The organism is Streptomyces sp. NPDC051207 (genome assembly GCF_040682395.1).
Taxonomy (GTDB): domain Bacteria; phylum Actinomycetota; class Actinomycetes; order Streptomycetales; family Streptomycetaceae; genus Streptomyces.
On sequence record NZ_JBFBAX010000002.1, the window covers coordinates 175,036 to 194,390 of the forward strand.

Annotated in this window: 15 protein-coding genes; 6 read left to right on the forward strand and 9 right to left on the reverse strand. The window is 73.3% G+C overall.

The features are described from left to right. Positions 1-21 precede the first annotated feature (21 nt). From AB0M97_RS02565 to AB0M97_RS02600, 8 genes are all read right to left on the reverse strand, one after another. The gene (locus tag AB0M97_RS02565) at positions 22-1,110 is read right to left on the reverse strand and encodes a tetratricopeptide repeat protein (protein ID WP_365958843.1); all 1,089 of its coding nucleotides are present in this window, start codon (positions 1,108-1,110) and stop codon (positions 22-24) included. 598 nt (positions 1,111-1,708) lie between these two features. Then, complete coding sequence (locus AB0M97_RS02570) at positions 1,709-2,878, reverse strand: FAD-dependent oxidoreductase (protein WP_365958844.1); 1,170 nt, start codon at positions 2,876-2,878, stop codon at positions 1,709-1,711. Between the two features lie 23 nt (positions 2,879-2,901). Then, positions 2,902-4,578, reverse strand: coding sequence for a radical SAM protein (locus AB0M97_RS02575; RefSeq protein WP_365958845.1), 1,677 nt, complete (start codon positions 4,576-4,578; stop codon positions 2,902-2,904). 24 nt (positions 4,579-4,602) lie between these two features. Continuing rightward, entirely contained in the window at positions 4,603-5,325 is a 723-nt protein-coding gene (locus AB0M97_RS02580; protein WP_365958846.1) for a TIGR04283 family arsenosugar biosynthesis glycosyltransferase, read from the reverse strand. Next, the gene (locus tag AB0M97_RS02585) at positions 5,325-5,954 is read right to left on the reverse strand and encodes a TIGR04282 family arsenosugar biosynthesis glycosyltransferase (RefSeq protein ID WP_365958847.1); all 630 of its coding nucleotides are present in this window, start codon (positions 5,952-5,954) and stop codon (positions 5,325-5,327) included. Before AB0M97_RS02585 ends, AB0M97_RS02580 begins: the two co-directional genes overlap by 1 nt. Positions 5,955-5,983: 29 nt before the next feature. Continuing rightward, the gene (locus tag AB0M97_RS02590; protein WP_365958848.1) at positions 5,984-6,772 is read right to left on the reverse strand and encodes an MTAP family purine nucleoside phosphorylase; all 789 of its coding nucleotides are present in this window, start codon (positions 6,770-6,772) and stop codon (positions 5,984-5,986) included. Between the two features lie 3 nt (positions 6,773-6,775). Further along, positions 6,776-8,128: a radical SAM domain-containing protein gene (locus AB0M97_RS02595; RefSeq protein ID WP_365958849.1), complete on the reverse strand. Its 1,353-nt coding sequence runs from the start codon at positions 8,126-8,128 to the stop codon at positions 6,776-6,778. A 173-nt stretch (positions 8,129-8,301) separates the two neighbouring features. Continuing rightward, a complete protein-coding gene (locus tag AB0M97_RS02600) occupies positions 8,302-9,717 on the reverse strand; it encodes an FAD-dependent oxidoreductase (protein ID WP_365958850.1) in 1,416 nt (471 codons plus the stop codon). A gap of 446 nt (positions 9,718-10,163) precedes the next feature. Between AB0M97_RS02600 and AB0M97_RS02605 the strand changes: the two genes are divergently transcribed. After that, on the forward strand, positions 10,164-10,931 hold the full coding sequence (locus tag AB0M97_RS02605; RefSeq protein WP_365958851.1) for a class I SAM-dependent methyltransferase: 768 nt from the start codon (positions 10,164-10,166) through the stop codon (positions 10,929-10,931). 183 nt (positions 10,932-11,114) lie between these two features. Here the strand turns inward: AB0M97_RS02605 and AB0M97_RS02610 are convergent, their stop codons facing one another. Beyond that, a complete protein-coding gene (locus AB0M97_RS02610) occupies positions 11,115-11,453 on the reverse strand; it encodes a trypco2 family protein (RefSeq protein ID WP_365958852.1) in 339 nt (112 codons plus the stop codon). A 92-nt stretch (positions 11,454-11,545) separates the two neighbouring features. On the opposite strand from AB0M97_RS02610, the gene AB0M97_RS02615 reads away from it, so the two are divergent. The 5 genes from AB0M97_RS02615 (at position 11,546) to AB0M97_RS02635 (ending at position 19,320) form a co-directional block, all read left to right on the forward strand. Further along, positions 11,546-12,865: a serine protease gene (locus tag AB0M97_RS02615; RefSeq protein WP_365958853.1), complete on the forward strand. Its 1,320-nt coding sequence runs from the start codon at positions 11,546-11,548 to the stop codon at positions 12,863-12,865. A gap of 274 nt (positions 12,866-13,139) precedes the next feature. Continuing rightward, positions 13,140-15,224, forward strand: coding sequence for a tetratricopeptide repeat protein (locus tag AB0M97_RS02620; protein WP_365959030.1), 2,085 nt, complete (start codon positions 13,140-13,142; stop codon positions 15,222-15,224). 411 nt (positions 15,225-15,635) lie between these two features. Further along, entirely contained in the window at positions 15,636-17,036 is a 1,401-nt protein-coding gene (locus AB0M97_RS02625; protein ID WP_365958854.1) for a hypothetical protein, read from the forward strand. Beyond that, positions 17,033-18,055 (forward strand): hypothetical protein, encoded by a 1,023-nt coding sequence (locus AB0M97_RS02630; protein WP_365958855.1) that lies wholly within the window; start codon positions 17,033-17,035, stop codon positions 18,053-18,055. The genes AB0M97_RS02625 and AB0M97_RS02630 overlap by 4 nt, the downstream gene beginning before the upstream one ends. Then, positions 18,052-19,320 carry an extracellular solute-binding protein gene (locus AB0M97_RS02635; protein ID WP_365958856.1) on the forward strand — a complete coding sequence of 423 codons (1,269 nt, stop codon included), beginning with the start codon at positions 18,052-18,054 and terminating at the stop codon, positions 19,318-19,320. The genes AB0M97_RS02630 and AB0M97_RS02635 overlap by 4 nt, the downstream gene beginning before the upstream one ends. Positions 19,321-19,355 lie beyond the last annotated feature (35 nt).

The window sequence follows — 19,355 nt, forward strand, 5'->3', positions numbered from 1 at the left end:
GTGCGCGGCGTGAGGTGGTCTTCATGAGGCGCTTTCGATGCGACTGAGCGCGGCACGGGCGCGCGGGGCGTGCAACGGGTGGAAGTGCGGGTCGATCGCCAGGGCCCGTTCGAGGTCCTCGCGGGCTGCGGGGTCTTCCAGGGCCAGGCGGATCATGCCCCGGTGGTAATGGAAGAGGGCACTGCGCGTGCCGAGGGCCAGCGCGCGGTCGGCGTACGCCAGCGCTTCCTCGTTCCGTCCGGCCCGGTGCAGCGCCCAGGCGCAGGCATCCTGTACGGCGATGAAGGGCCGGTCCCGGACAGCGGTGCGGCCCATGGTGACGGCCCGCTCGACGCTGCCGTGGTCTGCCTCGAAGAGGATCGCGTCCACGTCGGGCGGTTCTCCGGAGGCCCGGCGTACCTGTTCGTGGGCGCGGAGGACCTCGTACTGCTTCCGGGCTTCCTTGGTGTTGCCGAGCGACTCCTGAAGCTCGCCGAGACCGATGAGGTACTGCGGCAGTGGGACGGTCTCGACGGCCGCGGCGTAGTCGGCGACGGCCTGCCGGTTGTGGCCGAGTGCCGCGTGCGCGCGGGCCCGTGCTTCCAGCAGCGGAGCGTCTCCCGGAGCGGCCCGCAGGCCGTCCTGCGCCTCCCGCAGCGCGGTACGTGCGTCGCCCGCCTCCTGCGCGAGGGTGGCGAGATGAAGCCGGGCGAAAGCCCGGTCCGCGGGCGTCGCGGCGCTGTCCAGCGCCCGTTTCATGAGCGTGCGCGCCTGTGCGATGTCGCCCCGCAGCTCCCAGGTGTAGGAGGCACGGGCCAGCGAGGACACGTCGGGCCGCAGGTCCGTCATGCGCTGTACGGCACGGTACGACTCCTCGTACCGGCCGAGCTGGGTATAGGCGTCGGCGAGGACACCTTGAGCTGCGGCGTTCGACGGGTTGGAGGCCGCAGCTCTGCGCCCCCAGGTCAGAGCCGTGCGGAAATCGTGCCGCGCGGCGGCCAGCGCGCCCATGGCGGTCTCGGCTTGGTAGTTGTCGCTCGGCTGGATTTTTATCGACCTGCGGAGCGCGGACTCGGCCTTGGCATACAGCGCGGGATCCGCGGTGGTGCGGCCCTGTTGTACGTACGCCATGCCCAGCCGGGCCCACCCGACATGGTTCTGAGGCAGTCGGCGCAGGTCTTCGAGGAGTGCGGTGACGGATCCCTTCGGCGATCCCGCCCGAGGTTCGCTCACCGACGTGGGGCCGGCGTTGCTCGGGGTGAGCCACAGGGCTCCCGCGACGAACAACCCGACTCCCAGGCCCACGGAGGCAGCCGCGCCACGCCGCCACCGGCGTGCGGTGCTTCGCGGCCGCCGGTCAGCGGCGGGTTGCTGAATCACAGTCCTCCCTCGGACAAGGCGTCCAGGGCCCGGTGCCGGCGTGCGCTGAGTCGCGGACAGCGCCCGCGGGTCCTGAACCGGTCGGCCGACCGACGGCTTGGTTCATGGGGACGGACCGGCTGCTTCCCGGGTCCCCGACGAATTCAGCGCATGGCTGACGGACGCAGCTCTACGAGACCACGAGCGCCACCACGCCGCCCGCCAGGCGCGGCCATTCAGTGGCCATTGCCACGGGCGATCACACGACTGGCTGCAACGCCGGATGATCAAGCCGGGGTGAACGGGCCGCGTCGCGCACCAGACGCTCCTCCCCCGTGACCGGCGCCGGGAACTGCCGCCATGAGTCTGCTCACCCTGATGCGGCGGAGGCGTACGCGCCGAGGACTTCGTCGACTTGTGCGTATCCCGTGCGGAGCAGGAAGGTGCTGAGACGGCCGTAGGACTTGGCGCCGAGGATGAAGAAGTGCGGTTCGGGGTTGCGCAGGGTGTCGACGCCGACGGCGGGCTGGGCGAGACAGTCGCCGCCCGCGGAGCCGAGCAGGGCGGCGGAGAGGTTCATGGGTGCGGCGGTGGCGTAGCACTCGTGGACCTGTAGTTGCCGGTAGAGGGAGGCGTCGCCGACGTACCCGGTCAGTGCCACGATGTGGTCGCAGACGACGGCGCGCGGGCCACCCGCGGTGGCCAGGGTGACGCGTACCCGGTCGCCGTCGGCGCTCAGGGCCTGGACGTGGGCCCCGGTGCGGACGGTGACGCGCTCGTGGGCGCCGTCGGCGAACGCCTGGGACGTTTCGGCCAGGTGTCGGCGGGCGGGCAGAGTGTCGTCCGGCACGGCTCCCCAGTCGGGTGCCGGGTTCCGCACGATCCACTCGACGTGCGTACGGGGCAGCGCGGCGAGGTCGCGGGCGGCGGTCTGCGCGGACTTTCCGGCGCCGACGAGCAGGACGGTGCCCGCCCATCGGTCCGGATCGTGCACGGGCGGGAGGGTGCGGGTGATGCGGTGGGTGAGAGCCCGTTCGCCGCGGGCCGGGATCCCCCCGCTGCCCAGGGTGTTGGGGACCGCGTAGGTGCCGGTGCAGTCCAGGACGAGTTCGGCCTCGGCCGTCTCCTCACCGTCGGGCGTGTCGAGGAGGAGGGTGAAAGGCGCGGCGGCGCGGGCCTCGGTGCCGATCTGCTCGTGTTTGAGCAGTCCGCTCCGGGCGACGGCCACGACGCGGGTACGCAGCCGGATGCGGCCTTCCAGGGCGGGCAGTGCCGCGACAGGGGCGAGGAGGCGGGTGGCCAGATCGGTGCCCGTGGGGCAGTCGTCGCCGGTCGGGGCATTCGGCAGGTGGGTACGCATCCGGTCCGAGACGTTGAGGTCCCAGGGGGTGAACAGGCGGACGTGGCCCCAGGCGCGTACGTGGGCGGCGACGGTGCCGGCGGCCTCGTAGACGGTGAACGGCCGTCCGGCGTCGGCGCAGGCCAGTGCGGCGTCGAGACCGACGGGACCGGCGCCGAGGATCGCGACGTGTCGCTGCATGGCGACTCCTTGTTCCGTGCGCTTCAGATGGCGCAGTGGACGGGGCGGGGCAGGCTGCCGTCGGTGAGACGGGCGGCGAAGAAGCGCTCGGTCACCATCTGTTTGCCCGTGGCGAGCGAGGTGCCGGCGGTGGCGAGGTGCAGGTCGGGGCTGGTGGCCAGGTCGGCCCCGGCGGGATGCCAGTGCAGGCCGTCGGCCGTGACGGTCAGTTCAGGGATGCTGGAGTCCGCGCCGATCTCCACGCCGGTGTCGGAGAAGCCGCGGCGCAGAAGGGGGCGGACGGCGAAGTGGTCGGCGGGCAGGCCGAGTCCGGCCAGCAGGTCGGCGACGGCGGGGACCTCGTGCCTGTTCTCCGGTGTCTCCGTGAGGGCGACGCGTGAGGGCAGGCCGAGTTCGACGAGGTGGCGGATGCCGTCCATGGTGCGCTGCCAGGAGCCGGGGCCTCGGTGCAGATCGTGGGCGGCGGCCGTGGCGCCGTCCAGGGACGTCTGGACGGTGAGCTCGCGGCCTGCCAGGTCCGCGAGTCCGTCCGCGCGGCGGCCGCGCAGCAGCATCGCGTTGGTCATGACGACGGTGGGCAGCCGCTGGGAGGCGTAGTCCAGGAGCCTGACGATGTCGGGGTGGAGGAAGGGCTCGCCGCCGGTGACGTACAGCTCGCTGAACCCGGACCGCACGGCCTCGTCGACGAGGGCGCGGAAGGTGTCGGCGGGCAGCGTGCGGGCGGCCGCCTTCGGGGAGGAGGCGACGGCGCAGTAGTCGCAGGCCAGGTTGCAGTGGAAGTTGGTGTAGAGCCACAGCCGGGACGGGAAGTACTCGGTGCCGAACAGCGGTACCACCGGCCGGTCGCCTCCCAGGGCCTGGGGCGCGGTCTCTCCCCAGCCGTCGTCGGCGGGCCGGAACCCGGACGGCAGGGTGGAGCGGTAGAGGTGGTAGCGGCCCCGGGAGCGTTCGCGCGGGGGCAGGATCTCCAGGCAGGTGGTCCACCAGCCGGTCTCGATGGTCTCGACGAAGACGTCGGGGAGACCGGCGGCCCGCATGGAGTGAGCCTGCGCCCGCCAGTCGTAGGAGAGCGGGACCAGCTCCGCCGCGGCGTGCCCGTCGGCGAGGTCGAGGACCGCGTACCAGACGTCCTGGCGGCCGTCGTTGGCCGGTTTGCCGAGCACACCGACGTTGACGGCGAGGGTGTCGCCGATCCGCCGCTGCCAGGGCAGGCCGCTGTGGGTGCACAGCACCACGTCGGCGCCGGACGCCTCCGCGCGCAGCCGGTGGTGGTCCTCGGGCAGGGACTCCCACCAGAAGTCGTTCAGCGCCAACGGGGAACCGTGAACCATGTGGACGTCCACGCCGTCGATGCTCTCGCGGTGCTCGGTGGGCAGCCGGCCCATCCAGGCAGCGAAGTCGCGGCTGGTGGTGGCCAGGGTGTGGTCGTAGACGATCTGGGCGTACTCGTTGTCCTTGGGGTCGCGGTAGCCGCAACCGCAGTCGGTGTCGCCGCGGGCGATCGCCACGTCGTAGTTGCCCGCGACGCAGGCGATGTCGTTGTCCGTCAGAATCGGCCACAGGGCATCGACGTCGGCGCCGAACCCGCCGAGGTCGCCCAGGCAGTAGAGCCGCTCGGCTCCCCGGGTGCGGGCGTCGTCGACGAAGGCCTGCAGGGCGTACGGGTTGCCGTAGGGGCCTCCGCATACCGCGATACGCATAGGGGTGTCTCCAGGGTCGGGCGGTCACGCATGAGTGTGGGGCGCCGTCGACCGGCGGCGGGCGGGCCAGGGGCCCGCGGCGTACCGGGCGCGGATCGACTCCGGCTCGACACCGGCGAAGTACAGCAACTTCAGGTACTGCATGAAAGCGATCATGCGCCAGGTGCCGTGAGCGGTGAACCGGCGCGACGAGGCCGTCGAGACGGCGGGCAACAGGCACAGTCGGCCCCGCCGGTGCAGGCGCCGCGACATCTCCAGGTCCTCCATGATGGCCAGGTCCGGGAAGCCGCCGAGTTCCTCGAAGACGGTACGGCGGATGAACATGGCCTGATCGCCGAAGATGTGGTGCAGGCGGCGGGCCCGGGCGTTCGACGTCCACGCCAGGTAGTCCAGCCCGGGCGTGCGGCGGTCGAAGCGGATGGTCAGACCGCCGCCGACCACTGCCGGGTCGCTGAGGCAGGCGTGGATCTGGCCGAGGGCCGCCGGGGCGACGGCGGTGTCGGCGTGGACGAACCACAGCACGTCGCCGCCGGCGTGCCGGGCTCCCTCGTTCATCTGCCGCGCGCGGCCACGGGCACTGTGCACCACGGTGGCGTGGAGAGCGGCGATGTCCACCGTCGCGTCGGTGGAGCCGCCGTCGACAACGATCAGCTCGCAGCCGGGGAAGTCCCGGCACAGGCGGCTCAGCGCGGCCTCGATCGTGGCTTCCTCGTCCAGTACGGGCACGATGATCGACACCTGGTTCATCACGCCTCCGCGGGCTGGAGCAGCGCGGCGATGCGGTGCGGCATCCGCGGGTCGGCGAGGAGTGCCGCGGCGTCCTCGGGCGTGTCCAGATCCCGCAGCGGCCCGAGCAGTTCCACGCCCGAGCCGTCCGCGGCGGCGATCGCACGGGTGGCGTCCAGCACGCGGTCCGTACCCCACAGCGCCGCATCAAGGCCGAACAACCGCGTGCGTGGCTCCCTCATGCCGATCAGGTAGTAGCCGCCGTCCAGTGCCGGGCCGAGCACCAGGTCGGTGTGCTCCAGGGCCGCGAACGCGGCCGTCAGCTCGCCAACGGTCAGGGTCGGTGCGTCGGTGCCGATGACCAGCACGGGACCCGCACCGTCCGCGAAGGCATCGGTGACGGCAGAGGTGAGCCGCTGACCGAGATCGGTGCCGCGCTGGAGGAGCAGGCGGACGCCGGGCGGGGCCACGCCGCCTGTCCCGTCCTCGCCCTCACCCGGGTGGTACGCCAGGTAGGTGCGCGCCCCGAGCGTGCCGGTCAACTCCATCGCGTGACGGATGAGTTCCGCCTGGAGGGCGGCACAGCCCTCGGGGCCGAGCAGGGGGTGCAGCCGGGTCTTGACCGTGCCCGCCCGGGGCGCCTTCGCCATGACCAGTACAGACGGTGTGCGCCGCGCCCTCATGAGCCGAACCGGTGGACGGTGCCGACCGGTGCCACGAGCTGCGGGTCCGGCAGGGTGTGGGCGGCGAGCGACGCGAAGATCTCCTTGCTCACCGCCACCCGGGCCAACAGCGCCTCGACCGGCTCGGGGACGGGCGCGACACCGTTGGCGTAGTCGGTGACGAAGCCGACCAGGGCCATCGGCAGCTCGGCCTCCCCGGCAAGGACCACCTCCGGGCCCGCCGTCTGGCTGACGGCGGTGACGCCCGCCGCGGCCAGGGCGGCGATCTCGGGGCGGCTGTTGAAGCGGGGGCCGTCCACATGCCCGTACACCCCGCCCGGCACGACGGGTGCTCCGGTGGCCGCGGCGGCCTCGATCAGGGCACGGCGCAACGGCTCGCTGAACGGCCGGCCGAAGATCCAGTGGCCTCGCCCGGCGGCGCCAGGAGTGTCGTACCAGGTGCAGGCGGACCCGTCGGGCAGCCGGTTGGCGGGAAAGTACAGGTCGTCGAAGACCACCAGGGAACCGGGCTCGATCGCCGGGTCGACCGCGCCGCACACGGTGAACGACACCAGCGCGTCCACCTCGCAGGCGAGCAGGGCCGCCAGGTTCGCCCGGTGGTCGATCTGGTGGGAGAGCCGGTGGTGGCCGGCACCGTGCCGGGACAGCTGCACCGACTCGGCGCCGTTCAGACGCCCTTCCGTGACGGTGGCCTCGCCGTACTCGGTCTTGACGGTTCGCTGGACCGCGTCCTCCAGGTGGGGCCAGTCGTAGCTGCCGGAACCAGTGATGACACCGATGCGCATGGGTTACTTCTCCTGTGTGGCGGGACGGCGGACGGACGTGCGGACCTCTACGAGCGGGAGGAGTGTGCGCAGCTGGGCGTTCTCGGCCGGGTCGAGCACCGCGTGCTGCACACAGGCCGGAACCAGGATGCCGTCCTCGGGGTGTGCCATGGCGTAGTGGCAGGCGGCCAGCCGCTCCTGGGTGGCGCGCAGCTTCGCGTCCTGCGCCTGTTCGCCGCGCTGCATCATCTCCCACGCAGGCGCGACGACTTCGGCGTCCATGAACTGGTGCATCACAAAGGTGACCGGGCGGATGCGGAAGCGGTGGCGCAGCAGCCGTCCCGGCCCCACGCGGCGTATGGTCCGGGCCAGCCAGCGCATCGCGGTGACGACGGTACCGGGGTGGCGGGTGACGACCCGGATGAGCTTGGCCGCGAGCAGGACGGGGGGCGTGCCGGTGAAGCTGACCTTGCCGAAGTAGCGGAAGAACCCGTCGCGTACCGCCAGGTCCCGCGGGTCGTCCTCTTCGAGGAACGGGTACCAGCGTTCCCCGACGCAGAAGCCGTACGCGGTGCGGTTGCAGCGCACATCACCGTTCTGGAAGACGTGGTATCCGAGCGTGCGTCCGGCCCCGCGGCCGATCTCGGCCCACACCGCGTCCGGGGTGGCCTCGCGGTACTCCTCCTTCCAGCGCCGCTCGTCGCCGAGGAAGGCGGCGGGCTGGAAGGAGAACATGCCGTACCCCATCCCCCGGCAATCGCGGACGACGCCGGCGATCTCGTCGAGGTTGCCGGGGGTCACGGTCATGTTGTGGGCGAGGAAGTACCGCACCCCGTGCTCGCGCCGCAGCTTGGCGAACATGTCGGCGAACCGCCGTCGGTAGTCGTTCAGCGCCTTTTCGCTGGGCGGGCGTTCGATGCCGCGCCTGCCGTACATGAACTTGTCGAAGTGCGCGGCGAACGACAGCCGCGTGAAGCGGCGCTTGCCGTCGTCGCCGAGGGCGAGGCGCTCCAGGTAGTCGTAGTCGAAGTCGCCGTGGGTGAAGCTCATCGGCTCCCGGCCGTGCTCACGCATGATCGCGAGCGTGGCCGCGTGGTCGTCGGGCGGGAGCAGGCTCACCTCGCCGCCGATGAGTTGGGCATGGGCGCGCGGGCCGCGCACGGTGCGCAGCAGGCCCAGCTGGGCCGCCACCTGTTCTTGGGTGTGCGGGCCGTCGACGCGTACCTGGTTGGCGTCCCGGGAGTGGTAGCAGGGAGTGCACTTCAGGTTGCACTTGGGGAAGACGCCGTGGGTGCCTTCGCAGCCCACGCCGTGCCGTCCGATGATCTGGCCCGGTGTCTTGACGATGTCGGGCAGTTCGGCCCACCGGCGTTCCATGGCCGCTGCGAACTCGGCGTCGTAAGGCCGAGTCGCATGTTCGAGGGCCCGCAGTCGCGCCACGATTCCCATGCGCGTACCTCTCCGTTTTCGACGTCGTGGGAGTGATCAGGGCGTGGTCAGCTGGCCGAGCGCCATGGCCGCCATGAGTACGCCGAGGACCAGTCGAAGGATCACGGCCGTACCTTCCTGCGCAGGTCCAGCACGGCGCCAGTGAGGGTGCGGTGTGCGGCGAGCCGTTCGTAGACGCCGGTGTGAGCGGCGTGCCAGGGTCCGTCGGTGTAGCCGGGGTAGGGGTGCACGGTCTTGGCGTAGTGCGAGGGCGTCCAGCCGAGCCGTACCGCCGTCGCCAGGTGGGCGATCGTCTCCCCGGCGCGCGGGGCGACGACCGTCGCGCCGGCGATCCGCCCGCGCTTGTCCAGTACGAGGCAGGTGAAGCCGTCGGTACGGCCGTCGGCGACGGCCCGGTCGACCCGGTCGTGCTCCAGAGTGAGCGTGCGGTCTCCTTCGGCGGAGGTCAGGCCGACGCGGGCGACTTCGGGGTCGGTGTACGTCACCCAGGGCACCGCGTCGTAGTCGATGCGCCGGGGCACGCCCAGCAGCGCTTCGGTGACGGCGGAGGCGCCCTGTACGCCGCCCAGGTGGGTGAAGGCGGAACGGCCGGTGACGTCGCCGGCCGCGAAGACCCGCGGGTTCGCGGTGCGCAGTCGGGCATTCGTTCGGATGTCACCGCGCTCGGTCAGCTCCACTCCAGCCGTCTCCAGCCCGAGGCCGGTCGTGTTGGCGCGGCGTCCGGTGACGGCCAGGAGCGCGTCGTACGCCAGGGGGGCGCCCGGGCCGTGCACCGCGCCGCCGTCGACCTTCTCGGCCCGGTAGTCGGTGCGGACGGTGATGCCCTCGGCCTCCAGCCGCGCTCGGACCAGCGCGGAGGCACGGGGTTCCTCGCGGGGCAGCAGCCGGTCTGCCGCCTCCACGAGGGAGACCTGGGAGCCGAGGCGCGCGAAAGCCTGCCCCAGCTCGCAGCCGATCGGCCCGCCGCCCAGCACCACCAACCGCTCCGGCAGCTCGGTCAGCCCCCACACGCTGTCGCTGGTCAGCGGCTCCGCCTCGGCCAGACCGGGGACGGGGACCAGGGACGGGGCCGAGCCGGTGGCGATCACCGCGTACCGGAAGGCCACCTCCCGCTCCCCGGCTCGCACGGTGCGCGGTCCCGTGAAGCGGGCGTCCCCGTGGGCGACCTCGACGCCGAACGGTTCCAAGGACTCGGCTGAGTCGTGCGGCTCGATCGCCCCGATCGCCTGCTTGACGTGTGCCATGGCCGCCGCGAGGTCGGCCGGACCGTCCGGGGCCCGGAGCCCGTACCGCCCCACTCCCCGGGCGGCCTGCACCCCGGCGGCCACATGCAGCAGCGCCTTGCTGGGCACGCACCCCGTCCACAGGCAGTCGCCGCCCAGCCGGTCCCGCTCGGCCAGCAGCGTACGGGCGCCGAGACGGCCTGCGGTCCGGGCGGCGGTCAGGCCCGCGCTTCCGCCGCCGATCACCACCAGGTCGTACGTCCCGTCGCCTCGCGGGGAATGTCCCATACTCATCGGCTGCCTCACTCGCCTCTCCGTCCGCCGCGGCAAGGGAACCCGCTCGGGTGACCCCCGGTCTCTGCTCCGGGCAGGACTCATTCGACACGCCGCACCGCAGAGACAGGGCCATCACTGGTTCGGGCATGTCGGGCGTGTCGGGCACCAGGAGTGCCGACCGCCCTGGGACGGGTTCCCGGCGCACGACGGCACACGCCGCCGTCATCACCGTCTTCGCCCAGGGGGGAACATGGTGTCCGAGGTGTCGACCGACTCGATGACAGGAGCGGACTCCGTGACAGAGGCCGTCAAGGCGTCCTCCGGGGAGGTGCTCTCGTCCTCCGGGAACGCCCTGCTTCCTCACGGACCAGGAACCGGGACGTGAGGCAAGGCATTCCATGGAAGGGCCGGGCCCGACTCCAGGGCCTCCCGCACCCACCAGCCGACCACAAGGAGCCTTCGCGTTGGATGAGAGGCAGTGGCGCCGCTATCTCGCCGCCTACCATGACGACCGCCCCGGCATCACCGAACGGTTCTTCCAGCGGGCCGACGCCTCTCCGCACGCCTGGCTGGCCGAGCCGTTGCGGACGGCGTCCGGCACCGTGGTGGACCTGGCCTGCGGCACGGCACCCTTGCGTCCCCTTCTCCCGGACGCCGACTGGGTCGGGATCGACTCCTCACCGGGGGAACTGGCCGCGGCCGCTCGTCTCGGCCGCGGCCCACTCGTCCGGGCCGGCGCCGATGCCCTGCCCGTGGCCTCGGGGAGCGCCGGCGCGGTCTGCGCGTCGATGTGCCTGCCGGTGCTGACTCCGCTGCCACGGGTGCTCGGCGAGATCCGGCGGGTGCTGCGCCCCGGCGGGATGCTCGCGGCGCTCGTCCCGGCCCGTCCGGGACTCGCCGCTTCGGGCCTGATCGGTTGGTCCCGGGTCATGTGGACGCTCGGCGTGGCACGTCAGCCCTGGCCCAATCCGCAGGCACGGGACTCCGTCGCCACCGTGCTGCGGCGGGCCGGATTCACGATCCGGTCCGACGAGCGCCGTGTCTTCACCCTCGTCCTGCGCACGCCCGAGGACGCGGCCGTCCTGGTCGACGGCCTCTACCTGCCCGGCCTGGCCCCGGAACGCGCCGAGGCCGCCAAGCGGAAGCTCACCGGGTGGACACGTGGGGGACGGACCCTGCCCCTGCCCCTGCGCCGAGTCCTCGCGACGACCGAACGGTCACCATGGCCCTGACTGTGCGCCCTGCTGCCCGCCTCTCGTGCGCGCTGCCGCCCGGCCGTCACGATTCCTTGTACGTGGTGCGGCCGGATCCGCACCGCCGGGCCCGCCGCACGGGCGAGCGCAGGGTCGGGGACGTGACACGACATCTGCATCTGCGCCTGGCCGCACGCACGCCCCCCGTGCCCGCCCAGCCCCTCACCCCCGCCCCAGCGTCTCCCCCTCCGCCCCCGCAGCCCCGTCCTCGCGGCTCACCTCGTGGTGGCGGCCGTCGGGGCGGCGCAAGGGCTTGAGGGCGACCTCGATCCGGTGGGTGGAGTCGTGGCTCACCGTGCCGCCCAGGCGGGCGTCGACCACGCCCAGGCGCAGGCCCGCGCCGCCCTCGCCGGCCCGGTGGAACTGCACGGAGAACTCCAGGCTGACCTGCTCCACGCTGAACCGCCAGTCGCTCCGGGCGCCCTCGGCCTGGGCCCGCGCCAGCTCCGCGCGGACCGCGCCGATGGCCTCCGCCAGGCCGATCGGCTCCAAGTCCCTCATGGCAACACGCCCCCGTCTCATGTCAATTGGCCGATTCCACGCCGTCCACAAGTCTAGGGACGCGGCACGCTTTGCACGTAGTGTGAGACGACATGGGGGAACTGCGTGCGGACTGGAGGCTCAGGCTGCGGCGCGAGGACGCGCACGGCCCGGTCTGCGGGGCCGGTGTGCTCGTCGACCAGTACACGGCGCTGACGTGTGCGCACGTGGTGCGTCGCCCGGATGCCGTGATGTGGCTGGAGTTCGCGGAGAACAGTGCGCTCGAACCGGTCTCCGCGCGCGTCATGCCCGGCGGCTGGCTGCCGGACAGCGGCGGCGAGGACGTCGCCGTACTGCGTCTGGACAGCCCTCGCCCGCAGGCCCGCCGCGCTCCGCTGGACCCGGAGCTGTGGGGCGGCATGGAGGTGTACGCCACCGGTTACGCGGAGGGCTTCGACGACGGCATGAGCCTGTGGGGACGCATCGGCGGCGCCAGCGGTGAGCGGGTGCAGCTCGACGCGGTCACCAAGTCGGAGGTGGTGCGCGCCGGGTTCAGCGGCGCCGGTGTGTGCACCCGGCCCCATGAGGGGCGTCCGGCCCGGGTGGTCGGCCTCGTCGTCAGCTGGCGCGGCGACCTCGGCGAGCGGCTGCCCGAGGACAACCGGCTGTCCTTCTCGTACCTGATCCCCGTCGGGCGCATCGCCGAACTGTCGCCGCACATCAAGGAGTTGATCAGCCCGCGCGCGTGGGACCACGGTTTCGAGGAGCGGCTGACCCGGTGGTTCGAGGACCCGCACGAGGACCCGGTGAAGATCACGGTGGTGCCCGCGGGCAGCGGGAAGGACCGCTCGCTGCGCCATCTGACGCACCGCGCCCAGGTCGTCCACCGCGGCGGCGGAAGCAGGCCGGACCTCATCGACCACGCCCTGGGGCAGGTCGCCTTCCCGGCCAGTGAGTACCTGGCGTACTGGGACTGGCTGCGCGGTGCCAAGCCCCGGCCGGCGCGGGCGGCCGACTGCGCGCCCCTGCGGCCGGTCACGGTCCTCGTGGACGGGCTCGACGAGGAGCCCCGGCCCGGCGACCTGATCGACGTCCTGGCCCGGCTGCGGGTGCTCGGCTTCCGGCTGCTGCTCGTCTTCCGCCAGGAGGGCGGCCCCGGCTGGACCGCGTCCCGTGACCGTCTCCTGCTGCCCGCGCTGCTGAGTCACGCGGACCTGCTGCTCGACCGGCTGGAGCGTCTGGAGTTCAGCGACATGCTCGGCATCGGCATGGTCGACAGCGCCTCCCTCGGCTCCGTCACCGAGACCGCCGACCGGCACCGGGCCGCACGCCGCCTGATCGACGACGTACGGGACCCGCAGCAGCAGCTCACCCGGTTACGCGCACTGATCAAGTCCCTGCGCGCCGACCTGGACCGCCGTGGGCGGCGGTGACGTGCCGCCTCGTCCGGCCGCGGCGGGAGGGTGGGATGACGGGCGCACGGCGGTGTGCGCGCACCGGCACTTCACCGGGGCCCGCTGCGGCGGCGCCGTGCTGCCGACCGGCTACTGCGCGGCCTGCGGCCGCGCGCGGAACGACCCGGGGCTGCCCGCGCTGCCCGAGGACCCCCGGGAGCTGGGCCCCCGCGACCTCCTGACGCTGCCCGAGCGTGAGCCGCGCCCCGCCGGGGAACGCCTCATCAGCCCGGAGGCGCCGCTGCGCATCCGCATGCGCTGCTCGTCCGACGACTGCGGCATCACCTTCGCCCCGCCGTACACCGAGGGCCCGGTGCGGACCGAGGGGTACTGCCCGGCCTGCGGACGGCGCTACTCGTACCGGCCCGAACTCGCCGAGGGCGACATGCTGCGCGGCCAGTACAGGATCCTCGGGCCCATCGCGCACGGCGGGCAGGGCTGGGTCTACCTCGCCGAGGACACCCACCTCGGTGACGTCGTCGCCGTGAAGGGACTGCTCAACCGGTACGAGCACGACGGCGCCCGGCTCGCCGACGTCGAGCGCCGCAACCTCGTCGCCATCCGCCATCCCCGCATCGTCCAGATCCGCGACTTCGTGGCCCGCAGCGACGACGACACCGGGCGGGTCACCGGTGGCCACATCGTCATGGACGACGTCGGCGACGGCACGCTCGTGAAGGTCGTCGAGGAGGTCAGGCGCGGTGAGTCCGTGCTCGACATCGAGCACGTCGCGGCGTACGGCTGCCAGATCCTGGAGGCCTTCGCCCATCTGCACGCCGACGGCGAACGGGTCTTCGTCTACGGGGACATGAAGCCGTCGAACGTCGTGCACCACCGGGACGGCATCAAGATCATTGATCTCGGGGGCATGCGCGAGCAGGGCCAGAGCCAGCCGCCCGCCCATGTCACGCCCGACTACATGGCGCCCGAGACCCGGTCGTCGGGGGTGCTCACCGTCGCCCACGATCTGCACACGGTCGGCGTCACCCTGCGGGAACTGGCCGGCTGGGCCGTCACCGAGGTGCCCGGTCTCGGCATCGCCTCCTTCCGGGGCGTGGTCGAGCGGGCCGTCCGGCACGACCCGGGGCGGCGGTTCGCCGACGCCCGGGAGATGGTCGGCCAACTGCGCGGCGCCCTGCGGGAGATCCGCGCGCTGCGCGGCAAGAGCGACCCGCCCGAGCCCTCCGACTACTTCCGGCCGTCCACGCAGCTGCTCGGCGCCCGGCTGGGCACGGTGCCGGGCATCGAGCACTGGCTGAAGCGTCCCCGCCCCGACCGGTACGAGCCGCCCGTGGCCCCGGCGCTCGACCCCGGCGCCCCCACGCCCACCGAGATCGCCGGCTGCCTGCCGGTGCCGAGGCCGTACCCGGGCGATCCGCAGGCCGCGCGGTTCGAGGTGAGCAGCGGCTACGACCCGCGCCGGCTCCTGGCGCAGGAGGACGACAAGCCCCGCTCGGTGGAGATCTGCCTGCACAACGTGCGCGTCCTGCTGGGCCGGAACACCCGGCAGGACCTGGACCTGGCCCAGGAGCAGCTCGACACGGCCGACTCCGTCCCCGGGCCGCCCGCCGTGCGCCGCTGGCGGCTGGAGTGGCACCGCGCCCTGCTCGCGCTGCGCAACGCCGGCCTCGACGGCGACCGGGGGCACGTCGCCGAGGCCAGGGCCCACTTCACGGAGGTCAACCTGGAACTTCCCGGCGAGTACGCCCCCAAGCTGGCCCTCGCCTACTGCACGGAGTGGCTCGGCGCCGACACGGCCGAGTCCACGGCCAGGGAGCTCTACGAGGCGGTGTTCGCCCGCAACCCCGCGCACGGCGGTGCCGCCCTCGGCCTGGCCAGGCTCGCGCTGCGCGCGCACGACCGCCGGGCCGCCATCGACGTGCTCGGCCGGGTCCGGCAGGGCACCCTGGACCACACGGTCGCCCGGATCGCCTCCCTGCGCATCCGCGCGGCCCGGCTGCCCGGGGAGGGGGATCCGCTGCCCGCGCCCGCCGAGGTCGACGCGGCGCTGGCCGAGCTGCCCGGCCTGGTGGGCCGCAGCCCCGGCGCCGGGGAGCCGAGCCTGTCCGAGGACGAGGCGCTGCGGCTGAGCACCGAGCTCCACGAGTGGAAGCTGGACGCGGTGCACCACCTCAGCGACCGGCCCGGATCCCCCGGAAGAGGTGTGGTGCGGCTCGACGCGCGCCGTCTGAGACGTCTGAGCGCTCCGGAGCGCGAGTTGCGCGAGCAGTTGGAGGCGCACTACCGGCGGCTGGCGGCCCGCCACCAGGAGCCTGCCGGCACCCACGAGCATCTCGTGGACCTCATGCACGCGATACGGCCGCAGACCGTGTTCTGACGACTGGGGCGGGTAGTTTCCCCCGCACGGACCCCGCTCGTCCTACACGGAGCCTGGTCAGCCCACACGGACCTGCTCGACCCGCACCACCCCCGCTCGCCCCACACAGAGCCTGGTCAGCCCGCACGGACCCCGCTCGCCCCGCACGGACGGACCTGCTCGACTCGCACCACCCCTGCTCGGCCCGCACCACCCCTGCTCGGCCCGCACCACCCCTGCTCGGCCCGCACCGCCCCCGCTCGACCCGCACGGAGCCCGCTCGACTCGCACCGCCCCGCTCAACCCGCACGGACCCCTCTCAACCCGCATCGCCCCAACTCGGCCCGCACGGACCGTGTTCCGACCGGGCGGCACGACAAGGAAACCGGCACCCCGCACCCGGCGTGCCACCGCGACGGAGGTGAAGCAACGGTGACGCACGGCACGAGCAGCCCCACCCGGTCGCCCCAGCCGGGCATCCGGCTGCGCGTCGACGCCGACGGCGATCTGCACCCGCGCCGGGGCGCGCGGATCGAGGCCCACCTCCAGGTCGACGTGGCCGCCGACGGCGCTCCCTCCGACCTGCCCGCGGTCCGGCTGGCCGTGGTCGTCGCGGTGGACGTCGCCGAGGCCAACCGGGCGGCCGTCCGGCACGCCCTGCCGGCGGCGCTGCGCGCCCTGCCCGACCGGATCTCCTTCGCCGTGCTCGGCAGCGGCCCCGAGCCGGTCCGGTGCTATCCGCGGGGCGACGCCGAGTGGGCCGTCGCCGACCGGGACGAAAGACGCCGCGCGGCCTTCGTCACGGGGTCCCTCCCCCTGCACCGGGACGGGCCGCGCCCGGCCGGGTACGCCCCCTGGGTGGCCGCGGCGCGCGCCCTGCTCGCCGGCCGGCCGGATTGCGTACGGCATCTGGTGCTGATCACCGACGGCAGCAGCGCGGCCGGCGAGACCCGCCTCGAAGCGGAACTGGACGCCTGCGCCGGGCAGTTCAGCTGCCACGTGTTCGCCGTCGGCGCGGACTGGGCCCCCGATCCCCTGCTGACCCTGGCCGAACGGCTGCACGGCACGGCCGAGTTCGTGGACGACGGGCTCGGCCGCGCGATCACCGCCGCCGTCCACCGGCTGGGCCGGGTGCACACCGCCCAGCTGCCGATCGACGTGACCGTGCGGCCTACCGTACGGGAGGTGTCGCTCAGCGAGAGGTCGCCCCGGCCGCACCTGCTCGGCGGGGTGCGGGGGCCCGGCCGGCCGCACCGCTGGAGCTTCCCGACGTACCAGTGGGAGGAGGGCCGGCGCGACTACCTGCTCACCCTGGTCGCCGACGCGGACGCCGACCCGCTGGAGACCGAGCTGCAGTTCGCCATGGTGTCCGTCGGCGACGTCCACGTGCCGGTCACCGGCCGCTGGCGCCTTCCCGGGCAGTCCCCGCCCCGCGCCGGCACGGGCACCGGCAGCGTCCGGTACCTCAACGACACCGCCAGGATGGGCAACGCGCTGCGCCGAGGGCTCCTCGCCGCCGAGAAGAACCGGCGGGACGTCGCCGAGGAGTGCCTGGGGCAGGCCGCCCGGCTCGCGGTGCGGCTCGGCACGGACTGGGTGCTGGAGGTGATCCGCACGGTCGCCGACGTCGAGCTTTCCCCCACGATCCAGGTGAGGCTGCGCCACGTCGACCCGGGAAGCCTCGGCCCGGCGATCCTGCGCGCCGGGTCCCGTACCGACTGGCCTCCGGCCGGAGCCGCCGGTGCGGCGCCGGGTCCGCGCTGCGCCGACTGCGGCCACCCGGCCGGGAGCCGGGCTCGGTACTGCATCGCCTGCGGAGAGGAGCTGCGGTGACGACCGAACCCGCCGCCACCTGGCGCCGGTACTCCCCCGCCGCGTACTGGCGAAGGCGGATGAGGCCCTTCCGGACCCGTCGGCTGCTGGAGGTGCACCTGCTGGTGCTGCTCCTGCTGACGGCCGTGGCGTCGACCGCCCTGTTCCTGTCCTGCCGTCAGATCCAGCACAGCGCCGAAGCACTCGCGTCCCGTGAGGCGCCGGCCGTGCAGGGGCTCGTCGCCACGCGGCTCGCGGCGCTGCGTGCGCACGAGGAGGCCAACGCCCTGGTGGAGATGCAGCTCATCGGCGTGGCGGGCTCGGGCGAGGCGTACCGGTCCCAGCTCTCGGCCGCCGACCAGGGCCTGTCCCGCATCGCCGACCGCACGGACCAGGATCTCGGCACGGTCAAAGGGCTGCTCGCCACCTACAGCAACTCGCTCGGCCTCGGCGCGTCCTTCTACCGCGACCAGCCGCTCATGCGTGAGCTGAGGTTCAAGGAGGCGGACTCGCTGCTCAACCGCGAGGGGGTGGGAGTCGCCCTCCGCCTGGAGGCGCTGCAGCGGGCCCAGCTGCGGCACGCCGAGGCCACGGCCACCATGGGGCGCTGGCAGCGCGCCGGGTGGTGGATCGCCGAACTGGCCCTGGCGGCGGTGGCGTTGACGCTGCTGTCGGCGCTGTTCGTGCTGCGGGACCGCTGCGGCCGGGACTGGAACGCGTACCTGCTCGCGGCCTTCGTGCTCACCGCGCTGCTCGCGGTGGTCCCGGTGATGGCGGCGGCCTCCACCGGCAACGACCTGGGCCGGGCGGTCAGCGATCTGCGGTCGATCAGCGACGTGTCGCAGCGCAGCGGCCCCGGGCTGGCCTTCGCGCAGCAGCGCGTGACGGAGGAGTCGGAGGAGCTGCGGCAGAGGATGGCCGACACCGCCTGGACGGACGGGGTGTACCGGGGCGCCTTCGTCGGCAGCCTGCTGGCCCTCGTCCTGCCGGTGCTGGGACTCGGTCTCCGCCTCGACAACGACTACTGGAGGCGGCGGTGACGCGGCGGTTCAGGTTGCTGGTCCTCGTGATGGCCCTGCTGCTGGTGGCCGCCGGCTCCATGGTGGTGGTGTGGACGCAGCAGGACGACGAGGAGCCGGTGACCATCCTCGGGACGTGGACCGCGGCGCAGGAGGAGCGGTTCGAGACCGTGCTGCGCGGTTTCGGCATCCCCTTCCGTTACCAGGGCACCGCCGCCCAGCGGGAGGTGCTGCTGTCCAAGGTGCAGTCGGGGGAGCCCCCGGACATCGTGATCATGCCCGGTCTCGGCGAGCTCGCGGAGTACGCCGACCAGAACCTCCTCGAACCGCTGAACGCGCTCTACGACCCGCAGGAGTACGGCGCCCCCTGGAAGTCGACCGGCTCGCCCTCCGAGGACGTCTACTGGGTCCCGGTCAAGGCCGACCTGAAGAGCATCGTCTGGTACCGCGAGGGCAACCGGCCGGCCGCCGCACCGGCCCCGGTGGAGAGCTGGTGCCTGGGCATGGGCGACGACGGCGCCTCCGGCTGGCCCGGCACCGACTGGATCGAGGACCTCGTACTGCAACGGGAAGGACCGGCCTTCTACGAGAAGTGGGCGCTGGACACGGGCACGCCCGAGTGGTGGCGGAGCGACCCGGTGCGCACCGCCTGGGAGGCCTGGGCCGGTCTGCTCCGGCAGAACGAGGACGCCGCCAAGCGCGCTCTGCTCACCGACCACCGCGGCGCCCCGGACGGCAACGGGCTGCTGTTCGACGACCGGCAGGGCTGCACCCTGGAGCACCAGGGCTCCTTCGCGCCCTCCTTCTACCGCGGTGAGGCCAGGCACGCGGGCCTGATGGACTCCGCCCCGCTCCTGCCCGGGGGCGGCGGCCGGGTCCGGGCGCACGAGGTGACCGGCGACTTCGCCGCGCTGTTCAGCGACCGCCCCGCGGCCCGCGACCTGATCCGGCGGCTCGCCTCCGCGGAGGGCCAGCAGAAGTGGGCCGATCTGGCGGACGTCTTCTCGGCGAACCGTCGGGTGAAGCACCGGGGCGGCCCCGTGGAACGCGCGATCATGCGGCGGCTCGGTGCGGGACCCCGCTGCCTCGACGCCTCGGACGTCATGGCACCCGCCGTGCGGGACGCCTTCTACGAGGCCGCTCTGCTGACCGTCGCCAGGGCCGCCGCCGGTCAGGACGTCGACGTGCCGGGCCTGCTGAAGGACGTGCAGCGGGTGCAGGACGCGCAGTCCGCGAGGAGCGGCGACAGGAGGGCGGCCCCGAAGACGGTGTGCAGCACGCGGTGAACGAGGGCCCGACCGCCGGGAAGCCGCGGCCAGGA

Coding starts and splice junctions, on each gene's coding strand:
- AB0M97_RS02585 (WP_365958847.1), bottom strand. CDS start 5,954: ATGGCGAAGGCGCCCCGGGCGGGCACGGTCAAGACCCGGCTGCACCCC.
- AB0M97_RS02620 (WP_365959030.1), top strand. CDS start 13,140: ATGCGCTGCTCGTCCGACGACTGCGGCATCACCTTCGCCCCGCCGTAC.
- AB0M97_RS02590 (WP_365958848.1), bottom strand. CDS start 6,772: ATGCGCATCGGTGTCATCACTGGTTCCGGCAGCTACGACTGGCCCCAC.
- AB0M97_RS02600 (WP_365958850.1), bottom strand. CDS start 9,717: ATGAGTATGGGACATTCCCCGCGAGGCGACGGGACGTACGACCTGGTG.
- AB0M97_RS02595 (WP_365958849.1), bottom strand. CDS start 8,128: ATGGAACGCCGGTGGGCCGAACTGCCCGACATCGTCAAGACACCGGGC.
- AB0M97_RS02615 (WP_365958853.1), top strand. CDS start 11,546: ATGGGGGAACTGCGTGCGGACTGGAGGCTCAGGCTGCGGCGCGAGGAC.
- AB0M97_RS02580 (WP_365958846.1), bottom strand. CDS start 5,325: ATGAACCAGGTGTCGATCATCGTGCCCGTACTGGACGAGGAAGCCACG.
- AB0M97_RS02610 (WP_365958852.1), bottom strand. CDS start 11,453: ATGAGGGACTTGGAGCCGATCGGCCTGGCGGAGGCCATCGGCGCGGTC.
- AB0M97_RS02565 (WP_365958843.1), bottom strand. CDS start 1,110: ATGGCGTACGTACAACAGGGCCGCACCACCGCGGATCCCGCGCTGTAT.
- AB0M97_RS02570 (WP_365958844.1), bottom strand. CDS start 2,878: ATGCAGCGACACGTCGCGATCCTCGGCGCCGGTCCCGTCGGTCTCGAC.
- AB0M97_RS02575 (WP_365958845.1), bottom strand. CDS start 4,578: ATGCGTATCGCGGTATGCGGAGGCCCCTACGGCAACCCGTACGCCCTG.